The organism is Pseudomonas machongensis, from assembly GCF_034961125.1.
Lineage (GTDB): Bacteria > Pseudomonadota > Gammaproteobacteria > Pseudomonadales > Pseudomonadaceae > Aquipseudomonas > Aquipseudomonas machongensis.
Genome location: NZ_JAYFUI010000113.1, coordinates 1 through 18,518, shown reverse-complemented (window position 1 = coordinate 18,518; position 18,518 = coordinate 1). Strand labels below are relative to the sequence as shown.

The window sequence follows — 18,518 nt, the reverse complement described above, 5'->3', positions numbered from 1 at the left end:
GAGGCCGAACCTGTCGACACATTCCCCTGCGCAAAGCTGACCCACGGGTTTACACTCTGCTTTCCCTTCACAGGAGCAGAGCAGTGCTGACTCATCTCGATTCCCAGGGGCGCGCCAACATGGTCGACGTCACTGAAAAGGCCGTGACCGCACGCGAGGCGATCGCCGAGGCGCGGGTACGCATGTTGCCCGCCACGCTGCGCATGATCGTCGACGGCGAGCACCCCAAGGGCGATGTGTTCGCCGTGGCGCGCATCGCCGGTATCCAGGCGGCGAAGAAGACCAGCGACCTGATCCCGCTGTGCCATCCGCTGATGCTCACCAGCGTCAAGGTCGAGCTGGCTGCCGAAGGCGAAGATGTGGTGCATATCGTTGCCCGCTGCAAGCTGGCCGGGCAGACCGGTGTCGAGATGGAGGCCCTGACCGCCGCCAGCGTCGCGGCGCTGACGATCTACGACATGTGCAAGGCCGTGGACAAGGGCATGGTCATCGAGCAGGTGCGCCTGCTGGAGAAGCTTGGCGGCAAGAGCGGCCACTACAAGGTGGAGGGGTGATGAAGATCAAGGCCATCTATTTCGCCCGTTACCGTGAGCTGCTTGGCGTTGATGCCGAGCGTCTGGAAGGGGATTTCAAGGTGCTCGACGACGTGCGCCAGGCGCTGGTTGCCAGAGGCGGCGTTTACGCCGTGCTGGCCGAGCAGAACCTGATGTGCGCGCGTAACGAGGAGCTGTGCAAGCTCGATGAGCCGGTCGAGGACGGCGATGAGCTTGCCTTCTTCCCGCCGGTGACCGGAGGTTGAGCATGGGCGTACGGGTACAGCAGACGGCGTTCGACCCCGGTTCCGAGGTCAATGCCATGCACGCTGCCAATGTTGGCGTGGGCGCGGTGGTCGGGTTCGTCGGTTATGTGCGCGACTTCAACGACGGTCGCGAGGTGGCGGGGATGTTTCTCGAGCACTACCCAGGCATGACCGAGAAGGCCCTGGCCAAGATCGTGGTCGAGGCCGAGCAGCGCTGGCCGTTGCTCAAGGTCGAGGTGCTGCACCGCATCGGTGCGCTGGAGCCGGGCGAGCCGATCGTGTTCGTGGGTGTCGCCAGTGCCCATCGGCAGGCCGCGTTCGATGCCTGCAACTTCATCATGGACTATCTAAAGACCCGGGCGCCGTTCTGGAAGAAGGAGAACACTCAGGAAGGGCCGAGGTGGGTCGAAGGCAGGCAGAGTGACCAGGATGCTGCCGGGCGCTGGTAGAACCTCTGCCTGATGGCCGGGGCGTTGCCCCGGTTCGCGGGCAAGTCGGCGCCTACAGGTACCCGCTGCCCTCAGGTCCAGCACATTACCTGTGGAAGCGGCGGTGCGGCGACCCGACTTGCCCGCGAAGAATCCAGTACCGATCAGTGATGCTTGCGCGGCACTGGCGTGAGCAATTCATCCGGCGGCATCTCGCACTTGATCTTGCGCCCCAGCAGTTCCTCGATCGCCGGCAACTGGTAGGAGTCATCCTCGCCGGCAAAACTGATCGACACACCACTGGTGCCTGCACGGCCGGTACGGCCGATGCGGTGCACGTAGTCGTCCGGGTCTTCCGGCAGGGTGAAGTTGATCACGTGGCTGATACCGTCGATATGGATCCCGCGCCCGGCCACGTCGGTGGCCACCAGCACGGTGATGCGCCCTTCGCGGAAGTTTTCCAGGGTACGGATGCGCTTGTGCTGCGGCACATCGCCCGACAGTTGGGCGGCATTGATGCCGTCGCGCACCAGCTTCTCCTCGATGCGCCGCACCTCGTCCTTGCGATTGGCGAAGACCATCACCCGTTCCCACTTGTTCTGCGTGACCAGGTTGTACAGCAGCTTGTACTTGTCGCTGCCCGCCACGGCATAGACGTGCTGCTCGACCGTCTCGCTGGCGACGTTCTCCGGCTCGATCTCGACGATGGCCGGATCAGTGGTCCACTGCTTGGCCAGGTTCATGACGTCGTCGGTGAAGGTGGCGGAAAACAGCAGGGTCTGGCGTTCGCTCTTGGGCGGGGTCTGGCGGATGATCTGGCGTACCTGCGGGATGAAACCCATGTCGAGCATGCGGTCGGCTTCGTCCAGCACCATCACCTCGACCATGTCCAGGTGCACTTCGCCGCGTTGCTGGAAGTCCAGCAGGCGGCCTGGGGTGGCGACCAGGATGTCGCAGTAGCGCTTTTCCAGGGCCTTGAGCTGCTTGTCGTACTCCATGCCGCCGACGAAGCTCATCACGTTCAGCCCGCTGTACTTGGTCAGGGCCTCGGCGTCCTTGGCGATCTGCACCACCAGTTCGCGGGTCGGGGCGATGATCAGGGCACGCGGCTCGCCCATGTAGCGTTCCTTGGGCGGCGGGGTCTGCTGCAGCTGCGAGATGATCGAGATCAGGAACGCCGCCGTCTTGCCGGTGCCGGTCTGGGCCCGGCCGATGGCATCCTGGCCACGCAGGGTGTAACCCAGGACCTGGGCCTGGATCGGCGTGCAGTAGGGGAAGCCCAGGTCGTGGATGGCATGCATCAGCTCGTTGGAGAGCTTGAAGTCGTGGAAGCGAGTCTTGCCTTCCTGGGGCTCGACCACGAAGTCCTCGGGCTTCCACAGGCTGGCCTGGGGCTTGGGTTTGCGCTCACGGCGGGGTTTTTCCCGGGGCGGCTCGACAGGCGCGGCTTCAGCCTTGGCCACAGGTTCGGGCTGGCTGCGCGGCGCAGACTTCGCTCTTGGCGGTTTCGGGGGCCGGGCCGGTGCAGGCTGAGGCGTGGGTGCAATCACGGGGGCAGCGGGCGCGACGGCCTGTGGGGCGGCGTCTCCCTTGCCGAATATTTTCTTGAGTGCCTTGAGCACGGTCGTCTCGTCAACTGGTTAAGGAATGTACGCCGGGCAGTGTAATGCAAGATCCAGGCTCGGCGTAGTACCGGGTGTAGTCCAATGCGCCGACGGCTACAGGCGCACGTCGATTTACAGCAGGTGCTTGGCCAGCCAGTCGTGGATATCGCTCAGCTCCTCGACCACCACCTCGTGTTCCATGGGGTATTCGTGCCAGCGCGCGGCCACGCCCCAGGTGTTCAGGTACTCGAAGGCCGTGCGGCCCATCGACGGGATCACCACCGGGTCATGCACACCGTGTAGGCACAGGGCCGGGGTGCGTTGCTGGCAAGCGCTGAGCTGGTGGCTTTCGGTGAAGGTCGGGGCGTAGGTGGACAGGGCGATCACCCCTCCGAGCGCTTCCTGCCACTTTATATAGGCGGTATGCAGCACTACGGCGCCGCCCTGGGAAAATCCGGCGAGGATGATCCTCGACAGGTTGATGCCCTTGGCCTGCTCGGCCTTGATCAGTTCGATGACCTGGTCGGCCGATTCTTCAAGTTGCGCCTCGTCGATGGCCCGGGCCGGGGTCATGGCCTTGATGTCGTACCAGCTCGGCATGGCATAGCCGCCGTTGATGGTGACTGGCCGGGTCGGCGCCTGGGGCATGATGAAACGGGTGCTTTGCAGACGTTCCTGCATGAATTCGGCCACCGGTAGGAAGTCGTAACGGTCGGCCCCCAGGCCGTGCAACCAGATCACACAGGCGTCGGCGGTCTTCTGGGGTTCGAGAATCAGCGGGTTGGTCATGACTGCTCCGAAAAAGTGCGTAAGAACTTATTGAGTGCGTAAAAAGAAGGCGCTGGTGGTTAGTGCCATAAAAAGATGTCGCAACTCTACAACTTTACCCCCTTGACGCATGCTTAAACGCTTAAGGCGGCAACTATGGTACGCGCTTTGCTACGTTCGTACCGATGCGATGGACGGGGACCTGAACGGTAACACCCGCCCACGTGGATGGAAGGCTGTCACAGAACAGTCCATTGCGCCAATTGACCCAAAAACAAGCCAACAAGGGTCGGATGCGCCTCATAAGGGTGCGGTGCAATTCCGGCTCGGTACAACAAGAGCATTTGGAGGTTGTTGATGAAGATGTTGAAAACCACGCTGGCAGTCCTGACCGCTGCCGCCACCCTGGGCACCGTGGGCGCCGCCCAGGCTGGCGCCACGCTCGATGCGGTAAAGAAGAAGGGCTTCGTCCAGTGTGGCGTGAGCGACGGCCTCCCGGGCTTCTCCGTTCCTGACGCCCAAGGCAAGATCGTCGGCATCGACGCCGACGTCTGCCGCGCCGTGGCTGCCGCCGTGTTCGGCGACGCCACCAAGGTCAAGTTCAGCCAGCTCAACGCCAAGGAGCGCTTCACCGCGCTGCAGTCCGGCGAAGTCGACGTACTGTCGCGCAACACCACCTGGACCAGCTCGCGTGACGCTGGCATGGGCCTGGTGTTCGCCGGTGTCACCTACTATGACGGCGTGGGCTTCCTGGTGAACAAGAAGCTGGGCGTTTCCAGCGCCAAGGAGCTCGATGGCGCGACCATCTGCATCCAGGCCGGTACCACCACCGAGCTGAACGTCTCCGACTACTTCCGCGCCAATGGCCTGAAATACACCCCGATCACCTTCGACACCTCCGACGAGAGCGCCAAGTCGCTGGAGTCCGGCCGTTGCGACGTGCTGACGTCCGACAAATCGCAGCTCTACGCACAGCGCTCCAAGCTGGCGGCTCCCACCGAGTACGTGGTGCTGCCGGAAACCATCTCCAAGGAGCCTCTGGGCCCGGTCGTGCGTAAAGGCGACGAGGAGTGGTTCAGCATCGTCAAGTGGACCCTCTACGCCATGCTCAACGCCGAAGAAGCAGGCGTGACCTCGAAGAACGTCGAGGCCGAAGCCAAATCCACCAAGAACCCTGACGTCGCCCGCCTGCTGGGTGCCGACGGCGAGTACGGCAAGGACCTGAAACTGCCCAAGGACTGGGTAGTGCAGATCGTCAAGCAAGTCGGCAACTACGGTGAAGTATTCGAGAAGAACCTGGGCAAGAGCACCCCGCTGGAAATCGACCGCGGCTTGAATGCCCTGTGGAACAACGGCGGCATCCAGTACGCACCGCCTGTGCGCTGATGGCTGCCCCCCGCGACGGCATCCGGCCGTCGCGGGTCGTTCGACTCCCTTCTTTTCGGGGCATTTCATGCAAAATCATATCGGCGCACGGAAAGGGTTATCCCTGAGCGATCCACGTGTGCGCGCGTGGCTGTTCCAGATCATCACGGTCGTGGCCGTGATCGGCCTGGGCTGGTACCTCATCCACAACACCCAGACCAACATGCAGCACCGAGGGATCACCTCGGGCTTCGACTTTCTCGAGCGCAGTGCCGGTTTCGGCATCGCCCAGCACCTGATCGACTACACCGAAGCCGACACCTATGCACGGGTGTTGCTGGTTGGCCTGCTCAATACCCTGCTGGCAAGCGTCATCGGCATCATCATCGCCACCGTGCTTGGCTTCGTCGTCGGCGTTGCCCGGTTATCCTCGAACTGGGTGATCAGCAAGCTGGCGGCCGTGTACGTCGAGACCTTCCGTAACATTCCACCGCTGCTGCAGATCCTGTTCTGGTACTTCGCGGTTTTCACCGCCCTGCCGGGGCCACGCGGCAGCATCAACATCGATGACCTGTTCTTCATCAGCAGCCGTGGCGTGAACATGCCCGGAGCCTCCATCGGCGAAGGTTTCTGGCCGTTCGTCGTGGCGGTGCTGCTGGCGGTCGTGGCCATTGTCCTGATGGTGCGCTACGCCAATAAACGCTTCGATGAAACCGGCCAGCCGTTCCACAAGTTCTGGGTAGGGCTGGCGCTGCTCGTTGGCATTCCCGGTATCAGCGCGCTGCTGTTTGGCAACCCATTGCAGTGGGAAGTGCCGCAGCTCAAAGGTTTCAACTTCGTCGGCGGCTGGGTGCTGATTCCCGAATTCCTCGCGCTGACCCTGGCACTGTCGATCTACACCGCCGCCTTCATCGCCGAAATCGTGCGCGCGGGTATCCGCTCGGTCAGCCATGGCCAGACCGAAGCGGCCCGTTCGCTGGGGCTGCGCGAAGGGCCGACCTTGCGCAAGGTCATCATTCCGCAGGCGATGCGGGTGATCATTCCGCCGCTGACCAGCCAATACCTGAACCTGACGAAGAACTCGTCGCTCGCGGCGGTCATCGGCTACCCGGAATTGGTGTCGCTGTTTGCCGGCACGGTGCTGAACCAGACCGGCCAGTCGGTCGAGGTCATGGCGATCACCATGGCTGTGTATCTGACGATCAGCATCAGCATTTCGTTGCTGATGAACTGGTACAACAAGCGCATTGCGCTGATCGAGCGGTGAGGACAGGCGCATGACTTCCCATGTTTTCAAACCCGATATGCCGCCACCGGTGAAGACCGTCGGCGTGCTGGCGTGGATGCGCGCCAACCTGTTCTCCAGCTGGATCAACACGCTGTTGACCCTGTTCGCGATCTACCTGATCTGGCTGATCGTGCCGGCACTGCTGCAGTGGGCGTTCCTGGACGCCAACTGGACGGGCACGACCCGCGCGGACTGCACCAAGGACGGCGCATGCTGGGTGTTCATCCAGCAACGCATCGGCCAGTTCATGTACGGGTATTACCCGAGCGAGTTGCGCTGGCGGGTCGACCTGACCGTGTGGCTGGGCGTGATCGCCGCCGCACCGCTGTTCATCCGCCGGTTCCCGCGCAAGGTGCCCTACGGTATTGGTTACCTGGTGCTGTATCCGATCCTCGCCTACCTGCTGCTGCACGGTGGCAGCTTCGGCCTGACGCTGGTGCCGACCTCGCAATGGGGCGGCCTGATGCTGACCCTGGTCATCGCGACCGTAGGTATCGCCGCAGCCTTGCCGCTGGGCATCCTGCTGGCGCTGGGACGGCGCTCGAAGATGCCGGTGGTCAAGGCCGTGTCGGTGACTTTCATCGAGTTCTGGCGTGGCATTCCGCTGATCACCGTGCTGTTCATGTCGTCGGTGATGCTGCCGCTGTTCATGCCTGAGGGCACGAGCTTCGACAAGCTGCTACGGGCGATGATTTTCGTGATCCTGTTCGAGTCGGCCTACATTGCCGAGGTGGTTCGCGGCGGCCTGCAGGCGATACCCAAGGGGCAGTACGAGGCGGCTGCGGCGATGGGGCTGGGCTATTGGCGTGCCATGGGCCTGGTGATCTTGCCGCAGGCCCTCAAGCTGGTGATCCCCGGCATCGTCAACACCTTCATCGCGCTGTTCAAGGACACCAGCCTGGTGATCATCATCGGCCTGTTCGACCTGCTCAACAGCACCCGCCAAGCCACGGCAGATCCTGCCTGGCTCGGCATGGCGACCGAGGGCTACGTGTTCGCGGCCCTGGTCTACTGGATTTTCTGTTTCGGTATGTCCCGCTACTCCATGCACCTGGAGCGCAAGCTGGACACTGGCCACAAGCGTTAGGAGTTTCGAAATGAGTGAAGCGATCAAGCAGCCTGCCGGCCCCGAAGGCATCATCCAGATGCAGGGTGTGAACAAGTGGTATGGCCAGTTCCATGTGCTCAAGGATATCAATCTGAACGTACGCCAGGGCGAGCGCATCGTCCTGTGCGGGCCGTCCGGCTCGGGCAAGTCCACCACCATCCGCTGCCTGAACCGGTTGGAAGAGCACCAGCAGGGGCGCATCGTCGTCGATGGCGTGGAACTGACCAACGACCTCAAGCAGATCGAGGCGATCCGTCGTGAAGTCGGCATGGTGTTCCAGCACTTCAACCTGTTCCCGCACCTGACCATCCTCGAGAACTGCACCCTGGCACCGATGTGGGTTCGCAAGATGCCCAAGCGCAAGGCCGAGGAAATTGCCATGCATTACCTGGAGCGTGTACGTATTCCGGAGCAGGCGCACAAGTTTCCGGGGCAGTTGTCGGGCGGTCAGCAGCAACGCGTGGCCATTGCCCGCGCGCTGTGCATGAAGCCCAAGATCATGCTGTTCGACGAGCCGACTTCGGCACTCGATCCGGAAATGGTCAAGGAAGTGCTCGACACCATGGTCGGCCTGGCCGAAGACGGCATGACCATGCTCTGCGTGACCCACGAGATGGGCTTTGCCCGCACCGTGGCGAACCGGGTGATCTTCATGGACAAGGGCGAGATCGTCGAGCAGGCCTCGCCGGATGACTTCTTCGACCGGCCGCGCAGTGACCGGACCAAGTTGTTCCTGAGCCAGATCCTGCACTGATGTGACTGGGGCCGCAAAAGCGGCCCCATGTCGTTGTTACTTTTCTTCCTTGGTCGCCACCGGCGCCGGTGGCGGACGCAGCCCGACCTCGGCAATCAGCTTCAGCTGCTTGCCATTGCGCATCACCTCGATGCTGATCTTCTCGCTGGGTTTGATCCGCGCCACCTGGTTCATCGACCTGCGGCCATCGCCGGCCGGCTCGCCGTTGATGCTCATGATCACGTCACCCAGTTGCAGCCCCGCACGCTGGGCCGGGCCGTCGCGGAAAATACCGGCGACCACGATACCCGGACGCCCCTGCATGCCGAACGACTCGGCCAACTCCTCGCTCAATGGCTGCACCTCGATGCCCAGCCAGCCGCGAATCACCTGGCCATGCTCGACGATCGACTTCATCACTTCCAGCGCCAGCTTGGCGGGGATGGCGAAACCGATGCCCTGAGAACCACCAGATTTGGAGAAGATCGCGGTGTTGATGCCGATCAGATTGCCGTTGGCGTCGACCAGCGCACCGCCGGAGTTGCCCGGGTTGATGGCCGCGTCGGTCTGGATGAAGTCTTCGTAGTTGTTCAGCCCCAGCTGGTTGCGGCCGGTGGCACTGATGATGCCCATGGTCACGGTCTGGCCGACGCCGAAGGGGTTGCCGATGGCCAGGCAGACATCACCGATGTGGATGTTGTCGGAGCGGCCGATGGTGATGGCTGGCAGGTTCTTCAGGTCGATCTTCAGCACCGCCAGGTCGGTTTCCGGGTCGCTGCCGATGACCCGGGCCAGGGTCTCGCGGCCATCCTTGAGCGCCACCACGATCTGGTCGGCACCGCTGGTCACGTGGTTGTTGGTCAGCAGGTAGCCTTCGGGGCTCATGATCACCGCCGAGCCCAGGCTCGATTCCCAGCGCCGCTGCTTGGGCAGGTTGTCGCCGAAGAAACGACGGAACTGCGGGTCTTCGAACAGCGGATGGGCGCTCTTGTTCACCACTTTGGTGGTGTACTGGTTGGCGACCGCGGGCGCCGCCAGGGTGACGGCGTCGGCATAGCTGACCGGGCCCTGCATGATCCGCGAAGTCTGCGGTGCCTGTTGCAGGTTGACGTCCTGGCTGGGCAGGCCGACCCATTCCGGGAAACGCTGGATGATCAGTGCGGCGATCAGTACGCCAGTGAGCAGGGGCCAGCCAAAGTAACGCAAAGCCTTGAGCATCGAATGAATCCTGGAAATGGGACGAGGGCCGGGGCGCGAACGCGCGCGATCATACACCTCGGTGATCGGTGAGGGTATGGATCGCGAAGCAGCCGAAGCTGATGTACGCCGGTTTCCCCGAATCCGGCGACGGCCCATAATGGCGCCCAGTATACGAGGCCTGGCGCCCGTTGAAGCAGCGAATTACGAGGAGATTTTCCATGGCCGTCGCCCTTAGCACCTTGGTCGAGGAAGCCGAGCGCTACCTGTCCAGCGCCAAGATCCAGGATTACTGCCCCAACGGCCTGCAGGTCGAGGGGCGTCCGCAGGTCAGCCGCATCGTCACGGGCGTCACGGCCAGCCAGGCCTTGCTCGATGCTGCAGTCGAAGCCGAGGCTGACCTGGTGCTGGTGCACCATGGCTACTTCTGGAAGGGCGAGAGCCCGTGCATCACCGGGATCAAGCAGCGGCGCATCAAGACCCTGCTCAAGCACGATATCAGCCTGCTGGCCTTCCACCTGCCGCTGGACGTGCACCCTGAGGTGGGCAACAACGTGCAACTGGCGCGTCAGCTCGACATCACCGTCGAAGGCCCTCTCGACCCCGAAAACCCGCGGGTGGTCGGCCTGATCGGCTCGCTCGCCGAGCCCATGTCGGCTGGCGATTTCGCCCGCCGCGTGTGTGAAGTCATGGGCCGCGAGCCGCTGTTGGTCGAGGGGGAGGGGATGATCCGCCGGGTTGGCTGGTGCACCGGTGGCGGCCAGGGTTATATCGACAACGCCATCGCCGCGGGTGTCGACCTGTTCATCAGCGGCGAGGCCTCCGAACAGACGTACCACAGCGCGCGCGAGAACGGCATCAGCTTCATCGCAGCAGGGCACCACGCCACCGAACGCTATGGGGTGCAGGCGCTGGGCGACTACCTGGCCAAGCGCTTTGCCCTGGAGCACCTGTTCATCGATTGCCCGAATCCGATTTAGCCAGGTGTGGCCCTCTAGCGGGCTTGCCCCGCGACAGGGGCCTCAAACCCCCAGTCATATCATTAGACCGTTTCGATCTAGCAGCCCTCCTAAATAGAATCAGGCGCTGTGATAAAGTGGCTCGCTCGAACACGGCCCGCTGGCCGTCCATAAGATCGTTTTTCGTGAGTAGCCATGGTCGACAAACTGACGCACTTGAAACAGCTGGAGGCGGAGAGCATCCACATCATCCGCGAGGTGGCCGCCGAGTTCGACAACCCGGTGATGCTGTACTCGATCGGCAAGGACTCCGCCGTGATGCTGCACCTGGCGCGCAAGGCTTTCTTCCCGGGCAAGCTGCCGTTCCCGGTGATGCACGTCGACACCCAGTGGAAATTCCAGGAGATGTACCGTTTCCGCGACAAGATGGTCGAGGAAATGGGGTTGGAGCTGATCACCCACGTCAACCCTGAGGGTGTGGCGCAAGGGATCAACCCCTTCACCCACGGCAGCTCCAAGCACACCGACATCATGAAGACCCAAGGCCTGAAGCAGGCGCTGGACAAGCATGGTTTCGACGCCGCCTTCGGTGGCGCGCGCCGCGATGAAGAGAAGTCGCGGGCCAAGGAGCGTGTCTACTCGTTCCGCGACAGCAAGCACCGCTGGGACCCGAAGAACCAGCGTCCGGAGCTGTGGAACGTCTACAACGGCAAGGTCAACAAGGGCGAGTCGATCCGCGTCTTCCCGCTGTCGAACTGGACCGAGCTGGACATCTGGCAGTACATCTACCTCGAAGGCATCCCGATCGTGCCGCTGTACTTCGCTGCCGAGCGTGAAGTCATCGAGAAGAACGGCACCCTGATCATGATCGACGACGATCGCATCCTCGAGCACCTGAGCGACGAGGAGAAGGCGCGCATCGTCAAGAAGAAGGTGCGTTTCCGTACCCTGGGCTGCTACCCGTTGACGGGCGCTGTCGAGTCCGAAGCCGAAACGCTGACCGACATCATTCAGGAAATGCTTCTGACGCGTACTTCCGAGCGTCAGGGCCGAGTCATCGACCACGATGGCGCCGGCTCCATGGAAGACAAGAAACGTCAGGGCTACTTCTAACTTCAGGGTTACTCCATGTCGCACCAATCCGATTTGATCAGCGAAGACATCCTCGCTTATCTGGCTCAGCACGAGCGCAAAGAACTGCTGCGTTTCCTCACCTGCGGCAACGTGGATGACGGCAAGAGCACCCTGATCGGGCGCCTGCTGCACGACTCCAAGATGATCTACGAGGACCACCTCGAGGCCATTACCCGTGACTCGAAGAAGTCCGGTACCACGGGCGAGGAAGTCGACCTGGCGCTGCTGGTCGATGGCCTGCAGGCCGAGCGCGAACAGGGCATCACCATCGATGTCGCCTACCGCTACTTCTCTACCGCCAAGCGCAAGTTCATCATCGCCGACACGCCGGGCCACGAGCAGTACACCCGCAACATGGCCACCGGCGCCTCGACCTGCGACCTGGCGATCATCCTGGTCGATGCCCGCTACGGCGTGCAGACCCAGACCCGCCGCCATAGCTATATCGCCTCGTTGCTGGGCATCAAGCACATCGTCGTCGCGATCAACAAGATGGACCTCAAAGGCTTTGACGAGCAGGTCTTCGAGTCGATCAAGGCCGACTACCTGAAGTTCGCCGACGCCATCGACCTGAAGCCGTCGAGCCTGCACTTCGTGCCGATGTCGGCGCTCAAGGGCGACAACGTGGTCAACCGCAGCGAGCGTTCGCCGTGGTACACGGGCCCGGCGCTGATGGAGATCCTCGAGACCGTCGAGGTTTCGGCTGACCGCAACGTCACCGATCTGCGTTTCCCGGTGCAGTACGTCAACCGCCCGAACCTGAACTTCCGCGGCTTCGCCGGCACCATCGCCAGTGGCGTGGTGCACAAGGGCGACGATATCGTGGTGCTGCCGTCGGGCAAGAGCAGCCGCGTCAAGTCCATCGTCACCTACGAGGGCGAGCTGGAGAACGCAGGCCCAGGTCAGGCCGTGACCCTGACCATGGAAGACGAGATCGACATCTCCCGCGGCGACCTGCTGGTGCATGCCGACAACGTCCCGCAGGTGGCCGACCAGTTCGAGGCCATGCTGGTGTGGATGGCCGAGGAGCCGATGCTTCCGGGCAAGAAGTACGACATCAAGCGCGCCACCAGCTATGTGCCAGGCTCGATTGCCAGCATCACCCACAAGGTCGATGTGAACACCCTGGAGCAGGGCGCCGCCAGTGCGCTGCAACTGAACGAGATCGGTCGCGTCAAGGTCGCCCTGGACGCCGCCATCGCACTGGACGGCTACGACAGCAACCGCACCACCGGTGCGTTCATCGTCATCGATCGCCTGACCAACGGCACCGTCGGCGCCGGCATGATCATCGCCCCGCCGGTGCTGCCGCACGGCGGCACCGGTCAGCACGGCAAGCTCGCCCACGTCTCCACCGAGGAGCGTGCCCTGCGCTTCGGCCAGCAGCCAGCCACCGTGCTGTTCAGCGGCCTGTCGGGCGCCGGCAAGAGCACCCTGGCCTACGCCGTGGAGCGCAAGCTGTTCGACATGGGCCGTGCGGTCTACGTGCTCGACGGCCAGAACCTGCGCCATGACCTGAACAAGGGCTTGCCGCAGGATCGCGCCGGTCGCACCGAGAACTGGCGTCGTGCCGCTCACGTGGCGCGCCAGTTCAACGAAGCCGGCCTGCTGACCCTGGCCGCCTTCGTCGCCCCGGATGCCGAAGGCCGCGAGCAGGCCAAGGCGCTGATTGGTAAGGAACGCTTGGTGACCGTCTACGTCCAGGCTTCGCCGCTGGCGTGCCGCGAGCGCGACCCGCAGGGCCTGTATGCCGCCGGTGGCGACAACATCCCGGGCGAAAGCTTCCCGTTCGATGTGCCGCTGGATGCGGACCTGGTGATCGACACCCAGAGCACCAGCGTCGAGGACGGCGTGAAGCAAGTGCTGGATGTGCTGCGCCAGCGCGGCGCGATCTGACGTTCGCTGCTGCACCAGAAACCCCGCTTCGGCGGGGTTTTCTGTTGATGGCCAGACCCGTTCAGGCCAGCCCATTGTCCTGCCGCCACGTCATCACCTTTTGAACAATGCTGTTCGCCGACTCGCTTGTGCCTGATTCAGGGTGATAGATGAGGTCTGATCCCTGCGGGTGAGCGGTGATGTCGATGAAGTGCTCCAGCAACCCGTCCTGGAACTCGGACGAACCTTGTGCGGTGATCAGCATTTCGACCAGTGATTCGAACTCGTCAGGTGCGTAGTCGTTCAGCTGTTGCCTGAAGGTGATCATTCCTCGACCTCCGAGGACAGCGCATATTGCAGGGCGCTCATGATCCGCATGTTGTCCATGTCGTACACCACTGCGCTGAGCGCCGGTGGCAAGAGGTGGCAGATCTGGTAGGAGCGCAAGCCTCTGGCCGTTTCACCGAAGGGCGCGCGAGGCGCCCAGCCTTTCTTTATTCGGTTCAATTGCGATTCGACAAATTGCTTCGAGAGTACCGGGTCTTCGGCGATGGTCATCCAGAAGGTGCTGGAGAACTGGTCGAAGCTCGTGAAATGTTGTCCGGCGAGTTTTTGGGCGATGTGAGTGGGGATGGGTGTGGCCATATGTAAACCTTTTATGCTGTGTGGGGTGTTTAGTTGCTATGGAAAGGTTTCAGATGATCACATTGAGGGGGCTTATGGGTACTTCATGACTAAGTGTTTTGTGGTAAGGAAGCTTCTTATTTACTTGTGAGAGATTTCTGCGTGCACGGCACAATCCGCTCTTGAATAAGTATTTTTTGTTACGCAAAAGAAATCACACTTTAGGCTGCGTGTGAAAAGTATAGTCATCCGTTGTTGTGGGAACGGGCTTGCCCCGTGATCTGCCGCAACGCAGCAAAGAAGCACGAACTCGAGGTGTCTTTGACACTATTTGATGTCGAATACACTAGCGCTTCGCACTCGATCACGGGGCAAGTCGCATCGGCTTACCGACACTCCGCAAAACTGTTCGTACAGAGCCTAGTCAGTTTTGAAGCCAGGCTTTCCGTTGTCCGCTCGCCAAGCTTTCACAATGCTGTGTACAGCCTCAAGTTCACTCTGCTCGTCACTTTCAGGCCAGTAGATTAGATCGGTGCCATTTGGATGTTCAGTTACTTTCGAAAAGTGGTCTAGTAGCGGTGCGAGAATCTCGTCAGGCTCCTCTGCATTGGCCCGATACAATTCTTTCAGGAAATCTAAGAACTCTGATTCCGTATAGTCACTGTATTTTTTCTTGAGAATCATTGATTGTCTCCATAGTGGATTTTGTTATGAGCCGCGGGAGTGACGACTCGAATATTGTCAATGTCATACACGGCGCCACCTTCACTGATTGGAGTGACATGATGTAGCGAGAAACTTTTCTGCAGCCCATGTTCGTCTCCTCGGCGAACCGTTGGTGCATTACCTTTCTCAAGCATACGGATAAGGTTCTGTTTGGAAAACTGTTTTGATAGTACAGGGTCATTTGCGACGGCTTTCCAGAAATCCACTCGGAATGCATCAAAGTTCTTGTATTCCCGCCCTCTGAGCAAGTCAGCAATATGTGAAGGTATGAGTGCACCTTCTGTACGTGTTATTTCACCCAACCATAGCCCAGATGTTGGCACACCTGATCCAGTGACGATCCCCGGCTCGTACCGTGGACTTTTGAATACCACCAAAATCGGAGGTAGCCCGGATTCTGCTGGAAACGTAACGATCAACCGTTCTTGATCGAGTTGGTCCAAGCCCGGGTAGCCCGGTTGTTCATTCTGTATGGGATCGAGCTTGCTACCTGGGTAAATCACCGTTCCGGGCGGTAATGATGGCAGGCTGGTGGAGCCTCCGCTTTCTGCTCCAGGCGCCTCGGAGGGTGTCCAAGTCAGGATTCGATGTGGTTCGTCCAGCGCGAGACTGTAAGTCCCGCGTGCCGGGTCGAAGGTTGCTGCCTTTACAGGGACGGGCTTGCCGCCAGGTGCGACGTAGAGTGTCAGTTCGTCCTGCAACTCTATGCCCGACAGAATGTATGGAAGATCAAGCGCCTGGGCGCCAGCGGCCATCGCGACAAGATCGGGGCCTTCAGTGGGGGTGAGGTCAGCCAAGGGGACGCTCACCAGATAACGTCGCTCGCTATTAGCCAGGGTGGAAGGCCATAGCAGCGTGACTAAGCCCACCACCACCGCAGGCGCTGCGAGTGCTGTGGGACCAGCAATCGCGGCCCGGATCGCGAGCTGCATTGCCAGGTAGCCAGCTTCGGCGAGTGCAAAACTGCTGTTACCGATGGGCGTGATGCTGGGGATGGCTATCGAAGCGCCAATCGTGGCTGTGTAGCTAATGCGCTGCCGCTCTTGCTCCTGCTTAAGTCGCTCCGCTTTTTGGGCTTCATCGTGCGCGGCTTGGTCCGCTTGCAGCTGTTCGACCACTTGTGCTCGTTGCACCAGGTTGGCATAGGCGGTTGCGAATGCTTGCAGGTAACGAATGGATTCGCTGTTTGCGAGTGCCTTGTGATAATCCAACCAGAGCGGGCCGGCGCGTCCTGTAGCCTGCTCGCCTACCAAATGCTGAAGCGCTTCGAGTTGGGGCTTGGAGAGCGGGCTGTTTATCTCGGGGTTGGTTTGGGTAAAACCCGATGAGTTGGCTTGTCGAGTGGCCACGATCTGCAGCGCAATGGAGGCATGGGTGGACAATGTCTGCGAAACAGAGACACCGCTGTCTTCGGGGGTTGCTGCTACCAATTCGTGTTGCAAGAAGTTTGGCAGGCAATCAAAGCATATTTTCTGCTCAGCCTTTATCTGGGCTGCCCTGCGTGAAATCACATCTGTACGCGCTGTAGATGTGACAGGTTCTTCAGCTTGATCCAGCGCCAGCGCAAGAGCGGGCAGGTCGCTGGCCAACGCATTGATTATCTCGGCCTCCAGGTGCAGCTCGTACGCCGATTCCAGGGCTGAGTTATAGGTCTCCCAGAGCAGGTTTCCCCACGCTTCTGCCGTGCCCGTGATCTCGAAGACACCAGGGTCGTTGAGTCGACTCATGAAGGAGTCGTTGCGTTTGTACAGGGGCATGGCTCCGAAGAAGCCGAGTGCCTTGGGTAGTTTTTGAAGATAACGTGCCCGGTTTTCCTGAACTATGGACGTGGTTAGGTTTTGGTGCCGAGTGAGGACGGATTTTGAGTCGTCAGCGGTCGCTGCAGCTTGTTGTGCGATTTCTGTACGTTGGGCTTCTATGCGGGCGGGCAACTGCTGAATAAGCGGGGAAAACTCGTTGGCATAGTGGGCAAGCGAGTTCGCTTGCTCCTCCCCGAAAATCCGGCGCCATGCCAACTCATGTCGGATATGGTTCTTGATTGCGCCGGTGCCACGTGGCGGAGCGTCGCTCAAGCCCCAGCCACCGTAACCTGGGCCACCACCGCCGAGGCCGCCAGGTATTGGGGTGAGTGGCACTCGCTCTGGGGCCGTGTCTGTAATCCACAGACCTTCTTCAAGATGGTAAACGGGTCCTTGTGTCATGACGTACTCCTGATGAAAGACGCTATCAGGATGCTGTATGTCTATACAGTTATATGTAGGCCGCCATCTTGCAATCAGGTGGGAAGCTTCCTCCGTTGCGGTGGGTCTTTCCTAGATATGCTTCTCCCCCACCGGAATCACCCGCCTTTGCTTCACGGCCTTGTACGAAAAGCTCGAATAGATTTCCTTCACCCCGGGCAGTGTCTGCAGCACTTCGCGGGCGAATTCGCCGAAAGACTCCAGGTCCCGCGCAAGGACCTCCAGGAGAAAGTCATAGCGCCCCGAGATGTTGTGGCAGGCGACGATTTCCGGGATTTCCATCAGGCGCTTCTCGAAGGCGCGGGCAGCGTCCTTGTTGTGCGATTCCATCATGATGCTGACGAATGCAGTGACACCAAAGCCCAGAGACTTGGGCGAAAGGATGGCCTGGTAGCCGGTAATGTAGCCACCTTCCTCCAGCAGCTTTACCCGACGCCAGCAAGGTGAGGTGGTCAGGGCGACCTGGTCGGCGAGGTCGGCGACGGTGAGGCGGGCGTTGTCTTGCAGGGCGCCAAGCAGGGCGCGGTCGGTTCGGTCCAGAGGGGCTGGCATGGTGTGCCCTTTTTTCAGTCTGATTGTTGTTTTTGTTCCAGAACTGCCGATGTTCATGGGGCAATTTGGAAAAAAATCCGGTGTGCCAAGGCATAAGCTTAGAACAAACAACAAGGAGGCTGTTGTCATGCGCGCTGTAGCCGACAAGACCGGTTTTTCCACGCGGGCCATTCACCATGGCTACGACCCACAGTCCCATGGTGGCGCGCTGGTGCCGCCGGTCTACCAGACCGCGACCTACGCCTTCGAAAGCGTCGAGTATGGCGCGGCCTGCTTTGCCGGAGAGCAGGGCGGGCACTTCTACAGCCGGATCTCCAATCCGACCCTGGCCCTGCTGGAACAGCGCATGGCGTCGCTGGAAGGCGGCGAGGCGGGGCTGGCCCTGGCCTCGGGCATGGGCGCCATCACCTCGACGTTATGGACCCTGCTGCGCCCGGGAGATGAGCTGATCGTCGGAGACACCCTGTACGGTTGCACCTTCGCCTTCCTGCACCATGGCATCGGTGAGTTCGGCGTCAAGGTACGGCATGTCGACCTGAACGATCCCGCCGCGCTCAAGGCGGCGATCACCTCCAGTACGCGGATGATCTATTTCGAGACCCCAGCCAACCCCAACATGCACTTGGTGGACATCGCCGCAGTGGTGGGCGTGGCGCGCCAGCATGAGCTGCTGGTGGTGATCGACAACACCTACTGCACCCCCTATCTGCAACGCCCGCTGGAGCTGGGCGCGGACCTGGTGGTGCATTCGGCGACCAAATACCTCAGTGGCCATGGCGATATCACCGCCGGGTTGGTGGTAGGGCGCAAGGCGCTGATCGACCGCATTCGCCTGGAAGGCTTGAAGGACATGACCGGCGCCGTGCTGTCGCCGCACGACGCATCGCTGCTGATGCGCGGTATGAAAACCCTGGCCCTGCGTATGGAGCGCCATTGCAGCAATGCCTTGCGCGTGGCGCAGTTTCTGGAGCGGCATCCGCAGGTCGAGCTGATTCACTACCCAGGCCTGCCGAGCTTTGCACAGTTCGGCCTGGCGCAGCGGCAGATGCGTTTGCCGGGCGGGATGATTGCCTTCGAGCTCAAGGGTGGCATCCAGGCGGGGCGACGCTTCATGAACG

General features: G+C 61.2%; 19 protein-coding genes. 11 read left to right on the top strand and 8 right to left on the bottom strand.

The genetic code is table 11. The annotated features are described in order from the left end of the window. Window positions 1-83: 83 nt before the first annotated feature. The 3 genes from moaC to moaE are packed head-to-tail and all read left to right on the top strand — an operon-like array spanning window position 84 to window position 1,248. On the top strand, window positions 84-554 hold the full coding sequence (gene moaC, locus VA602_RS12480; protein WP_323453345.1) for a cyclic pyranopterin monophosphate synthase MoaC: 471 nt from the start codon (window positions 84-86) through the stop codon (window positions 552-554). After that, on the top strand, window positions 554-799 hold the full coding sequence (locus tag VA602_RS12475; protein ID WP_323453344.1) for a MoaD/ThiS family protein: 246 nt from the start codon (window positions 554-556) through the stop codon (window positions 797-799). The genes moaC and VA602_RS12475 overlap by 1 nt, the downstream gene beginning before the upstream one ends. A 2-nt stretch (window positions 800-801) precedes the next feature. After that, window positions 802-1,248, top strand: a complete 447-nt coding sequence (gene moaE / locus VA602_RS12470; RefSeq protein ID WP_323453343.1) for a molybdopterin synthase catalytic subunit MoaE — start codon at window positions 802-804, stop codon at window positions 1,246-1,248. Window positions 1,249-1,391: 143 nt separating this feature from the next. Here the strand turns inward: moaE and rhlB are convergent, their stop codons facing one another. Together rhlB and VA602_RS12460 are read right to left on the bottom strand one after the other, a co-directional pair. Next, window positions 1,392-2,849 carry an ATP-dependent RNA helicase RhlB gene (gene rhlB, locus VA602_RS12465; protein WP_125931478.1) on the bottom strand — a complete coding sequence of 486 codons (1,458 nt, stop codon included), beginning with the start codon at window positions 2,847-2,849 and terminating at the stop codon, window positions 1,392-1,394. A 114-nt stretch (window positions 2,850-2,963) separates the two neighbouring features. Next, complete coding sequence (locus VA602_RS12460; protein WP_323453342.1) at window positions 2,964-3,620, bottom strand: alpha/beta hydrolase; 657 nt, start codon at window positions 3,618-3,620, stop codon at window positions 2,964-2,966. 336 nt (window positions 3,621-3,956) lie between these two features. Between VA602_RS12460 and VA602_RS12455 the strand changes: the two genes are divergently transcribed. The 4 genes from VA602_RS12455 (at window position 3,957) to VA602_RS12440 (ending at window position 8,114) form a co-directional block, all read left to right on the top strand. Further along, window positions 3,957-4,985: an amino acid ABC transporter substrate-binding protein gene (locus VA602_RS12455; protein WP_054893972.1), complete on the top strand. Its 1,029-nt coding sequence runs from the start codon at window positions 3,957-3,959 to the stop codon at window positions 4,983-4,985. Window positions 4,986-5,052: 67 nt separating this feature from the next. Beyond that, on the top strand, window positions 5,053-6,231 hold the full coding sequence (locus VA602_RS12450) for an amino acid ABC transporter permease (RefSeq protein ID WP_054893973.1): 1,179 nt from the start codon (window positions 5,053-5,055) through the stop codon (window positions 6,229-6,231). Window positions 6,232-6,241: 10 nt separating this feature from the next. Continuing rightward, window positions 6,242-7,339, top strand: coding sequence for an amino acid ABC transporter permease (locus VA602_RS12445; RefSeq protein WP_065864161.1), 1,098 nt, complete (start codon window positions 6,242-6,244; stop codon window positions 7,337-7,339). Window positions 7,340-7,349: 10 nt separating this feature from the next. Then, entirely contained in the window at window positions 7,350-8,114 is a 765-nt protein-coding gene (locus VA602_RS12440) for an amino acid ABC transporter ATP-binding protein (RefSeq protein WP_054893975.1), read from the top strand. 36 nt (window positions 8,115-8,150) lie between these two features. On the opposite strand, the gene algW is transcribed toward VA602_RS12440, so the two are convergent. Beyond that, window positions 8,151-9,311: a Do family serine endopeptidase AlgW gene (gene algW / locus VA602_RS12435; RefSeq protein ID WP_323453341.1), complete on the bottom strand. Its 1,161-nt coding sequence runs from the start codon at window positions 9,309-9,311 to the stop codon at window positions 8,151-8,153. A 200-nt stretch (window positions 9,312-9,511) separates the two neighbouring features. Between algW and VA602_RS12430 the strand changes: the two genes are divergently transcribed. From VA602_RS12430 to cysN, 3 genes are all read left to right on the top strand, one after another. Beyond that, complete coding sequence (locus tag VA602_RS12430) at window positions 9,512-10,270, top strand: Nif3-like dinuclear metal center hexameric protein (protein ID WP_323453340.1); 759 nt, start codon at window positions 9,512-9,514, stop codon at window positions 10,268-10,270. 174 nt (window positions 10,271-10,444) lie between these two features. After that, window positions 10,445-11,362: a sulfate adenylyltransferase subunit CysD gene (gene cysD / locus VA602_RS12425; protein WP_009408193.1), complete on the top strand. Its 918-nt coding sequence runs from the start codon at window positions 10,445-10,447 to the stop codon at window positions 11,360-11,362. A gap of 15 nt (window positions 11,363-11,377) precedes the next feature. Continuing rightward, a complete protein-coding gene (cysN, locus tag VA602_RS12420; RefSeq protein WP_054893978.1) occupies window positions 11,378-13,279 on the top strand; it encodes a sulfate adenylyltransferase subunit CysN in 1,902 nt (633 codons plus the stop codon). Window positions 13,280-13,340: 61 nt separating this feature from the next. Here cysN and VA602_RS12415 read toward each other — a convergent pair whose 3' ends face one another. The 5 genes from VA602_RS12415 to VA602_RS12395 all read right to left on the bottom strand — a co-directional run bounded on the left by VA602_RS12415 (window position 13,341) and on the right by VA602_RS12395 (window position 17,400). Continuing rightward, on the bottom strand, window positions 13,341-13,586 hold the full coding sequence (locus tag VA602_RS12415; protein ID WP_323453339.1) for a bacteriocin immunity protein: 246 nt from the start codon (window positions 13,584-13,586) through the stop codon (window positions 13,341-13,343). Continuing rightward, a complete protein-coding gene (locus VA602_RS12410) occupies window positions 13,583-13,903 on the bottom strand; it encodes an S-type pyocin (protein ID WP_197891824.1) in 321 nt (106 codons plus the stop codon). The genes VA602_RS12415 and VA602_RS12410 overlap by 4 nt, the downstream gene beginning before the upstream one ends. A 399-nt stretch (window positions 13,904-14,302) precedes the next feature. Beyond that, window positions 14,303-14,566 (bottom strand): bacteriocin immunity protein, encoded by a 264-nt coding sequence (locus VA602_RS12405; RefSeq protein ID WP_323453338.1) that lies wholly within the window; start codon window positions 14,564-14,566, stop codon window positions 14,303-14,305. After that, on the bottom strand, window positions 14,563-16,809 hold the full coding sequence (locus VA602_RS12400; RefSeq protein ID WP_323453337.1) for an S-type pyocin domain-containing protein: 2,247 nt from the start codon (window positions 16,807-16,809) through the stop codon (window positions 14,563-14,565). Before VA602_RS12400 ends, VA602_RS12405 begins: the two co-directional genes overlap by 4 nt. Before the next feature lie 111 nt (window positions 16,810-16,920). Next, window positions 16,921-17,400: an Lrp/AsnC family transcriptional regulator gene (locus VA602_RS12395; RefSeq protein ID WP_323453336.1), complete on the bottom strand. Its 480-nt coding sequence runs from the start codon at window positions 17,398-17,400 to the stop codon at window positions 16,921-16,923. A gap of 127 nt (window positions 17,401-17,527) precedes the next feature. Here VA602_RS12395 and VA602_RS12390 point away from each other — a divergent pair. Then, window positions 17,528-18,518, top strand: a 991-nt coding sequence (locus VA602_RS12390) for an aminotransferase class I/II-fold pyridoxal phosphate-dependent enzyme (protein ID WP_323453335.1), incomplete at its 3' end; no start/stop codon positions are given.

Bases quoted from the DNA above. Each gene is read 5' to 3' on its own strand.
- VA602_RS12475 (WP_323453344.1), top strand. From the start codon at position 554: ATGAAGATCAAGGCCATCTATTTCGCCCGTTACCGTGAGCTGCTTGGC.
- moaE (WP_323453343.1), top strand. From the start codon at position 802: ATGGGCGTACGGGTACAGCAGACGGCGTTCGACCCCGGTTCCGAGGTC.
- VA602_RS12460 (WP_323453342.1), bottom strand. From the start codon at position 3,620: ATGACCAACCCGCTGATTCTCGAACCCCAGAAGACCGCCGACGCCTGT.
- VA602_RS12455 (WP_054893972.1), top strand. From the start codon at position 3,957: ATGAAGATGTTGAAAACCACGCTGGCAGTCCTGACCGCTGCCGCCACC.
- VA602_RS12450 (WP_054893973.1), top strand. From the start codon at position 5,053: ATGCAAAATCATATCGGCGCACGGAAAGGGTTATCCCTGAGCGATCCA.
- VA602_RS12445 (WP_065864161.1), top strand. From the start codon at position 6,242: ATGACTTCCCATGTTTTCAAACCCGATATGCCGCCACCGGTGAAGACC.
- VA602_RS12440 (WP_054893975.1), top strand. From the start codon at position 7,350: ATGAGTGAAGCGATCAAGCAGCCTGCCGGCCCCGAAGGCATCATCCAG.
- algW (WP_323453341.1), bottom strand. From the start codon at position 9,311: ATGCTCAAGGCTTTGCGTTACTTTGGCTGGCCCCTGCTCACTGGCGTA.
- VA602_RS12430 (WP_323453340.1), top strand. From the start codon at position 9,512: ATGGCCGTCGCCCTTAGCACCTTGGTCGAGGAAGCCGAGCGCTACCTG.
- cysD (WP_009408193.1), top strand. From the start codon at position 10,445: ATGGTCGACAAACTGACGCACTTGAAACAGCTGGAGGCGGAGAGCATC.
- cysN (WP_054893978.1), top strand. From the start codon at position 11,378: ATGTCGCACCAATCCGATTTGATCAGCGAAGACATCCTCGCTTATCTG.
- VA602_RS12415 (WP_323453339.1), bottom strand. From the start codon at position 13,586: ATGATCACCTTCAGGCAACAGCTGAACGACTACGCACCTGACGAGTTC.
- VA602_RS12410 (WP_197891824.1), bottom strand. From the start codon at position 13,903: ATGGCCACACCCATCCCCACTCACATCGCCCAAAAACTCGCCGGACAA.
- VA602_RS12405 (WP_323453338.1), bottom strand. From the start codon at position 14,566: ATGATTCTCAAGAAAAAATACAGTGACTATACGGAATCAGAGTTCTTA.
- VA602_RS12400 (WP_323453337.1), bottom strand. From the start codon at position 16,809: ATGACACAAGGACCCGTTTACCATCTTGAAGAAGGTCTGTGGATTACA.
- VA602_RS12395 (WP_323453336.1), bottom strand. From the start codon at position 17,400: ATGCCAGCCCCTCTGGACCGAACCGACCGCGCCCTGCTTGGCGCCCTG.